Genomic DNA, 7871 nt, shown 5'->3' with positions numbered 1-7871 from the left:
TATATACACATTTAAATTCAATACTACTATTACTTTGATTTAATGATTCTCCAATTTGTACTGTTGAAATAGGTTTAGTGAAGTAATTATGAAAAGTTGAAGCAAAATAATCAATAGATTTTTGGGTAATCAAAATTTCTGATAACCTTTTTGAAATTAAACGTTCTCTATTAGCTACCAAATCTTGACGCTCTTTTCTTAATTTGTCTAATTCTTCTCTTTCTTTATTTTTTAACCTTTCATATCGTTGTTTGTAATTTGTTTTCCTGTTTATTTCATTTTCAATGTTATTAAAAGAGTATCCACTTGATAAAAAGCCCGAATAATCAGAATGTGAAAAACTAATATTAGAATCAATTATAAATTTATTAAAGTTGTCGTCCTTTATGAGTTCTGTTTCATCTAGGGTTTCAACACCAACTTTTATTTTTTTTACAATTTGATTATGTTTTTTATTAACTAAATTGATAAATGTGTACAAATAAAATTTTCGCAATTCATCAATATTTTCAAATGATTCTTTTCTTGATTGTTCAATTTTTTCTTCATCGATTAATCTAATTTCTACGTCAATCTTCTCGATTTCAGTATCAATTAAATCTTTTTTATTTTTAAATAATTGATAAACATATCCTTTGTTTTTGTCTAAACAATCAAAATCGGAAGGTTCAATATTTTTGTAAATCATCATTGATAACAATTTTATTTTGTCAATACCACTCCCTCCTAAAATTTTTTCATATATCTTAAACTCGTTACAAATTGATATAATTGTTCGCATGTCATTGATATATCGAGAAACGACTTCAATAAAATCTTTAAACTTACTTTTTTCTTCTAAATCACTTATTTGATTTAAATTAAGAGCCAATGCTCCAAGGAATTTATCTGAGGAATTTGTATAATTTATTACAGGAATAACAGGCAATATTATATCGAAGAATTTTGTGCGTTCGGTTTCATCGAACATATTATCTCTCACAGCATATACAAAAGTAACTTTTCCTCTTTTTTTAATTGGTTGGTAATTATTTATCAAGCAATTAATTTCTCTAAGCTTAATATAAATTTCTGTATTATCAAATCTATCTAAGTCTTCGATAAAAACAACATCTGTTTTATTCTTATCAAAAAAATAAAGTATTTCGTCTATCTCGTTTTCGAAATCAATCGTTTTGGAATCATTCTTGTTATCAAACTCTGCTTCACTAACTTTGAGTTTACCAATTTTAAAGTTTACAAAAAAATCATAAGTTGTATACAAGAAATATATTCCTCCAGAAATAGCAAAAATACTGCACATAAAATCAAGTATTTCTGCATATAATTTAGTTAGCCATAATGTGTGTATTAATTTAGTTGTAAGTAGTGAATCTGGAAAATCAAAATCTGATAAATAAATAATTGATGAAATCCATAAAAATAGTAAACCTGTTTTTAGACGAATATATTTATAATTGATTATTCTTTTAAATCTTGATTGAGGAACTTTATCATGAGAAACTTTGTAAAAGATTTGTTTTAATATACTATATTCTAATTTGCTTGTTTTATCATCCTTAATTACTTTTCCATCAAAAGTTGCTAAAGAAATATTTATAAATTTTAGGTTAGAAAAATTATGTTCAAAAGTTTTTATTATTGACGTTTTGCCTGAACCATAAGGGCCGGTTAAGGCAATATTTAATATATTGTTGTCTTTGATAACTTCATTCAGCAAAGCAGAATGATTATCCTCTCTTGAGCTTAATATTTTAGGTGTGAAGTTTTCAATTTTGACAATTTTAATGCGGTCTAATTTTTTCTCCAATCTATATTTCGAGATTATCAATTTTTTTAGCAAAGATTTTTGTATGTTAATCTTAATCTTCTTGGCAAATTCTTTTCCTTTTTTAATAATATTATTTGTCATTTTCAAGTTTTTTCATTCTTGCTAAATTATATCTTTTAACAAGACAAATATTTGAAACTTGTTCACAATGAGAGCATTTTATTTACAATCAATACTTTTAAAGTTCGACTGTTATTTTTGATTTAAGACTGATAATATTGAGATAATTGATTTAGTTTTAAATTAAAGAAGGAAATAGCTTATTTTTTTAAAAGTAGAAGACCAAATCATTTCTAATTGAAAACTAAACATCTTGCCTAGCCCCGATGGAAGCAAATATCCTTTTGTCTCGTCCTCAAACGAGATAAAAGATATTGCGGACAGCGGGAGTGAACTTGATGTAAGCACAAATCTCTCTGCTCCTAAAAACAAAAAAAAAACACCAGCTTTTCGACTGGTGTTGTTGATGACCTTTGTCAAAGTTCAAAACTTTGGCAAAGGTTTTTACGGACGTTTTTATTTATTCGTGTACCAACTCGGTTTGATTTCTAAAAACGAGTTCGTTGTCGAAGGCATCGAGTAGGATGATGCTGTCGGGTTTTACGCGACCGGCGAGGATTTCTTTGGAGAGTTGGTTGAGGACGTCTCTTTGAATTACTCGTTTTACGGGTCTGGCACCAAATTGCGGGTCATAACCTTTCTCGGACAGATACGCGATAGCTTCGGGAGTGGCGTCCATGGTGATGCCTTGTTGGGCAAGCATTTTGGTTACGCTTTTCAATTGTAATCCTACGATTTGGGCAATGTTGGCACTTGTTAATGGCGTGAACATTACGATTTCGTCGATACGGTTGATGAACTCGGGGCGCACGGTTTGTTTCAATAATGCGAGCACTTCGATTTTGGCGAGTTCAGTGGCGGCTTCGACGCTTCCTTTTAGGTTTTCAAATTTTTCCTGTATGATTTGGCTTCCCATATTGGAAGTCATAATGATAATGGTGTTTTTGAAATCGGCCAAACGCCCTTTGTTGTCGGTCAGACGGCCTTCGTCGAGTACCTGCAACAAGATGTTGAAAGTGTCGGGATGGGCTTTTTCGATTTCGTCCAACAGTATTACGGAGTACGGTTTACGTCGCACGGCTTCGGTCAATTGTCCACCTTCGTCATAGCCCACGTATCCCGGAGGCGCACCTACCAATCGGCTCACGCTGTGGCGTTCTTGGTATTCGCTCATATCGATACGGGTCATCGCGTTTTCATCATCAAATAGATATTCGGCCAGGGCTTTGGCAAGCTCGGTTTTCCCAACTCCTGTTGTTCCTAGGAAAAGGAAGGTTCCCACCGGTTTTTTCATATCCTGCAATCCGGCACGGCTTCGACGTACAGCATCACTCACCGCTTCGATAGCTTCCTCTTGGCCAACAACACGTTTTTGCAATTCTCCTTCAAGATGCAATAGTTTTTCGCGTTCGCCCTGAAGCATTTTCATCACTGGAATTCCGGTCCATTTGGCCACCACTTCGGCAATGTCTTCGCGGGTTACTTCTTCTTTTATCAATGAAGTTCCCGATTGGTTTTCGGCCAATTGTTTTTGAAATTCAGCCAATCGATCTTGGGCTTCCTTGATTTTACCGTAACGAATTTCGGCTACTTTACCGTAATCGCCATCACGTTCGGCGCGCTCGGCTTCGTGTTTGAAATCTTCAATTTCGGTTTTTACTTCCTGAATGTTATCGGCGACTTCTTTTTCGGCTTTCCATTTGGCGTAAATTATGTTTCGTTCATCTTTGAGATTAGCCAAATCCAAACCTAATACTTTAAGTTTACTTTCGTCTTTCTCGCGTTTAATGGCTTCTATTTCGATTTCCAACTGCATTATTTTTCGATCCAAAACATCCAATTCCTCAGGTTTGGAGTTGATTTCCATACGCAGTTTGGAGGCCGCTTCGTCCATTAAGTCGATGGCTTTGTCCGGAAGGAAACGATTGGTGATGTAGCGTTGCGAAAGTGTTACGGCTGCAATGATAGCGTCGTCCTTAATTTGCACTTTATGATGTGTTTCGTATTTTTCCTTGATTCCTCTCAGAATCGAAATCGCACTTTCGGTATCCGGTTCTTCGATTATGATTTTTTGGAAACGGCGTTCGAGGGCTTTGTCTTTTTCGAAATATTTTTGGTATTCGTCCAAAGTCGTCGCACCAATGGCGCGCAATTCTCCACGAGCCAAAGCCGGTTTAAGAATATTGGCGGCATCCATTGCGCCTTCGCCACCGCCTGCACCCACAAGCGTGTGAATTTCGTCAATGAAAAGCACGATGTCTCCTTCGGCAGCGATCACTTCTTTAACAACCGATTTTAATCGTTCCTCAAATTCTCCTTTGTATTTGGCACCCGCAATCAAGGCACCCATATCGAGTGAGAATACGATTTTGTCTTTCAGGTTGTCGGGTACGTCGCCATCCACGATTCGGTGTGCGAGACCTTCGGCAATGGCGGTTTTACCTACACCGGGTTCTCCCACAAGCATTGGGTTGTTTTTGGTTCTTCGGGTTAGGATTTGTAGTACGCGTCGAATTTCCTCGTCACGACCAATCACAGGATCTAGTTTACCTGTTCTAGCCAGTTCGTTGAGGTTTTTGGCGTATTTGTTCAAAGAATTGTAATTTTCTTCAGCCGATGCTGAGGTTACACGTTCTCCTTTGCGCAATTCTTCAATGGCGGCTTTCAGTCCTTTTCCGGTTACTCCCTGGTCTTTCAGAATTTGGGAGACCTTACTTTTGGAATCGAATATGGCCAGAATCAAATGCTCAATCGAAACGTATTCGTCGTTCATTTTTTTTGCAATGATTTCGGCTTCGTTCAGGGCAGTATTGGCGCTTCTCGAAAGCTGGATTTCGCCTCCGGAAACTTTTGGAAAACTCTGAATAGTTGCATCTAAAATTTGAAGAAACAACGGTACATTGACGTTTAGTTTTTTCAAAATAAAAGGTGCCACATTTTCATCCACTTCAAAAATTGATTTGAAAATGTGTTCGTTTTCTATTTGTTGTTGACCCAAACTCTGAACCAGTTGCTGTGAAAGCTGTATGGCTTCCTGCGATTTAATGGTAAATTTATTAATGTTCATGATTAAAGGTTTTATGTTTTTATGTTTTTGTTTTACTTATGATTAGCTATAGGTTTTAATTATAGCTAATGAGTTATAACCAATTGCTGATTACTGAATTTCACTATTTAATAGCTAACTTTGCAAAATAATCATCAAATGGTATTCCACTATAAATTTACGGACAATTTGACGTTTCCGTGATGATTTTTATCATATTAAAAAGACAAAAAGACATAAAATAAGACAAAATGAGCCTATTCAATTCCCTATTCGGTAATTCAGAAGAAAAGAAAGTAACAACAAGTAAAATTAATTGGATTCCGCTAACCAACTTAGACCAACTGAATGAGATTGTAGCTTTATCGAATGAAAAACCAATAGCGATTTTTAAACACAGTACACGTTGCAGCATAAGCAGATTTGCCCTTAAACAATTTGAAAATGAATATGCTTTGGAAGATAAGGTAGATGCTTACTTTTTGGATTTAATTGAATACCGTGACGTTTCCAATGAAATAGCTAATCGTTTTCAGGTAGTGCATCAATCGCCACAATTATTGCTGATCAAAAATGGTCAATCGGTTTATGATGCTTCGCATGATGCTATTGATGCGGGAGATTTGGTGGAGAGATTGTAGGTATAATATTTTACTAAGATTAAGCTTTTTTTAGCTCGCAAAGCCGCGAAGACGCAAAGAGAAAATGTTTTTAAACTTTGCGTCTTCGCGACTTTGCGAGAGACTGATTGATAAGAATCTAAAATTCCCCGTTTGATCCACCACCACTAAATCCGCCGCCACCAAACTTCATTGGTGATTCTTCGACTTTTACCTCGGGTTTAAGCCCAAATTGTGAAGTAGCCACAAGAACCTGAAGATTTTCGAAAGCATGTGGATTGGCAAATCGGTCTTCTTTGAACGTGATTCCTGTTTCGTTATGTTTTGTTTTTTTTATCGAAAAATAAGTAAAGGCAAACAGTACCAATCCACCAATGGTTAAGGCAACTTCCGGTGGTAAAACGTGATGATACATTCTGAAAGTAAAAAAACTGAAGCAAAGCGCCAGAAAGCCAATCCACAGCATTATTCGGTCTTTATTTTTCAAAGAGAAAACAAGGTAAACCACAGGAATTGAAAACGTAAATACCCAAAAGAACAGCGCGAAAGGGATTTCTGGACTTACACCACCATAATAATACCCTCCTGATAGGCTGAAATTTAATTCCCTTACTACATAATAATTCCCTGCGAGATAGAATAGAATTAAGCAGAAGGCTTTGGCTAGTTTCAGTCCGTTATAATAATAAGGAATAGTTAGATTTTGTAGCTTATTTTTAGAAATAAAATAACCAATACCTGAAAACAGCAACATTACAAAAGGCAATATGGATTTTCCGATTGTTAAATATTCGAATGTTGTATACGCCAGACTAGCCGTAATCCCAAAACAGGCTAGCAATGCCAACGAAAGATTGAGATATCGTAAATAAGCAATGCAGGAAACGATTGCCATTACGATAATAACGGCCAAATAGTTCGTATCGTAATTTTCTTCAAAGCTGAGCCCAACTGCTGTCAATAGTGTTGCAATAGCTCCCAAAATAAACGCATCGTCCAAGCCAAAACCAAAATACTTCATTTCTCTCGACATGAATTCTTTGGTTCCAAAACCAATCATAGAAAAGAAATAGATAAAATAGATATATTGATTATCTCTAGTGGCAAGCATCATTAGTGATATAAATCCGCAAATAGAGGAAAATAACAAACAACCCAAAATAAAGAAGCCAATTCTAATAAAGAGATTATTTTGAGTTTTAAGCCTCGGCAACTGATGATTAAGCGATTGATACTGTTCCATGCTGATGAAACCCGACTCTTTCAATCGATACGCTTCTTGGTCTATATAAACGTTGTCTAAAAGTGTTTTATCGTATGCTATCATCAGATGTGTTTTTGTTAAAATGTTTAATCAGTTTTATAAATCCAATGATGGTGCCAATGAAATAAAACGGTGTTGTAAAAATTAATACCTCGAAAATATCATTGAAATTAATAAAATCGATGACCCTTGCAAAAAAGATATTCATTCCAATAAAACCATATAAAACGGTAAAAATAAACAGGGAAATGGATTTTATCTGGAAACTTAAATTATAAAAATAATAGGCAGCAATTCCTAATATTAACCCAAATGGTGGCCAGTAATCATTACATAAATTAACTATGCAGGAAATGCCAATTAAGTGCAACGAAAAAGTGAGATAGACCAAATTAAAGTGTTTTTTCAAATTGATTTTGGTTGCATACAAAACCCAAAGTAATAAGGTTAATCCAAAAGCCAAACCAATATAACTCAAATAGGTATTGTCAATCATTTCGTTTTCAAAAACATGTTTGGGATCTACAGAAAGTCCTAAATAAGCCGCCATTCCTGTTATTCCGATGGATAGGACACTTTTGTTGTCAAAATAATAGGCACAAAATAGGCTGATGACTGTCGGAATTAATGTAGCCAATCCGTAATGGGTTCCAAAAGTTTGGTATTGAAATTGCAAATAGCCCACAAACGTACAGCTCAATATAACAGCCGTCAGGACCAAATAATCATAAAGCGGATTGGGGAATGGGGCTTCATCTTTTTTGAAACCGGGATGGTTTTTAAAGCAAAAATAGAAGCAGGTCACGGTCACCAAAAGCAACAGACCAAGAATTGCAGTATGACCTATAGTGTCTATGTTTTGGTAAATCAGAATTCCAATGCCAGAAGTAAACATCAGCATTGAAAGATATAATAAGAATTTCAATTCGTTATGAATCGAAAATATATTCAAGCTACGATACGCTTGAATAGATTCGAATTGTTCTTCTGTAATGTGATTTTTGTCAAAAAGCTTTTGTGTTGCTTGTTCTTCTAAATTCGCCATAGTAT

Annotated in this window: 5 protein-coding genes; 1 reads left to right on the top strand and 4 read right to left on the bottom strand. The window is 35.1% G+C overall.

Features of this window, described 5'->3' with window-relative positions; all coding sequences use genetic code 11:
- A partial coding sequence (locus B0E44_RS02985) for a P-loop NTPase fold protein (RefSeq protein WP_217341288.1) occupies window positions 1-1912 on the bottom strand: 1912 nt, incomplete at its 3' end.
- Window positions 1913-2351: 439 nt separating this feature from the next.
- Window positions 2352-4958 carry an ATP-dependent chaperone ClpB gene (clpB, locus tag B0E44_RS02980; RefSeq protein WP_077370723.1) on the bottom strand — a complete coding sequence of 869 codons (2607 nt, stop codon included), beginning with the start codon at window positions 4956-4958 and terminating at the stop codon, window positions 2352-2354.
- 230 nt (window positions 4959-5188) lie between these two features.
- On the opposite strand from clpB, the gene ytxJ reads away from it, so the two are divergent.
- A complete protein-coding gene (gene ytxJ / locus B0E44_RS02975; protein ID WP_077370722.1) occupies window positions 5189-5578 on the top strand; it encodes a bacillithiol system redox-active protein YtxJ in 390 nt (129 codons plus the stop codon).
- Window positions 5579-5696: 118 nt separating this feature from the next.
- On the opposite strand, the gene B0E44_RS02970 is transcribed toward ytxJ, so the two are convergent.
- Window positions 5697-6884: a hypothetical protein gene (locus B0E44_RS02970; RefSeq protein WP_077370721.1), complete on the bottom strand. Its 1188-nt coding sequence runs from the start codon at window positions 6882-6884 to the stop codon at window positions 5697-5699.
- The gene (locus B0E44_RS02965; RefSeq protein WP_077370720.1) at window positions 6868-7866 is read right to left on the bottom strand and encodes a DUF2157 domain-containing protein; all 999 of its coding nucleotides are present in this window, start codon (window positions 7864-7866) and stop codon (window positions 6868-6870) included. The genes B0E44_RS02970 and B0E44_RS02965 overlap by 17 nt, the downstream gene beginning before the upstream one ends.
- Between the last annotated feature and the right edge of the window lie 5 nt (window positions 7867-7871).

This window comes from Flavobacterium sp. A45, assembly GCF_002001005.1.
GTDB lineage: Bacteria > Bacteroidota > Bacteroidia > Flavobacteriales > Flavobacteriaceae > Flavobacterium.
Note: the sequence above shows the minus strand (reverse complement) of the source record. Positions and strands in the feature narration are given on the sequence as shown.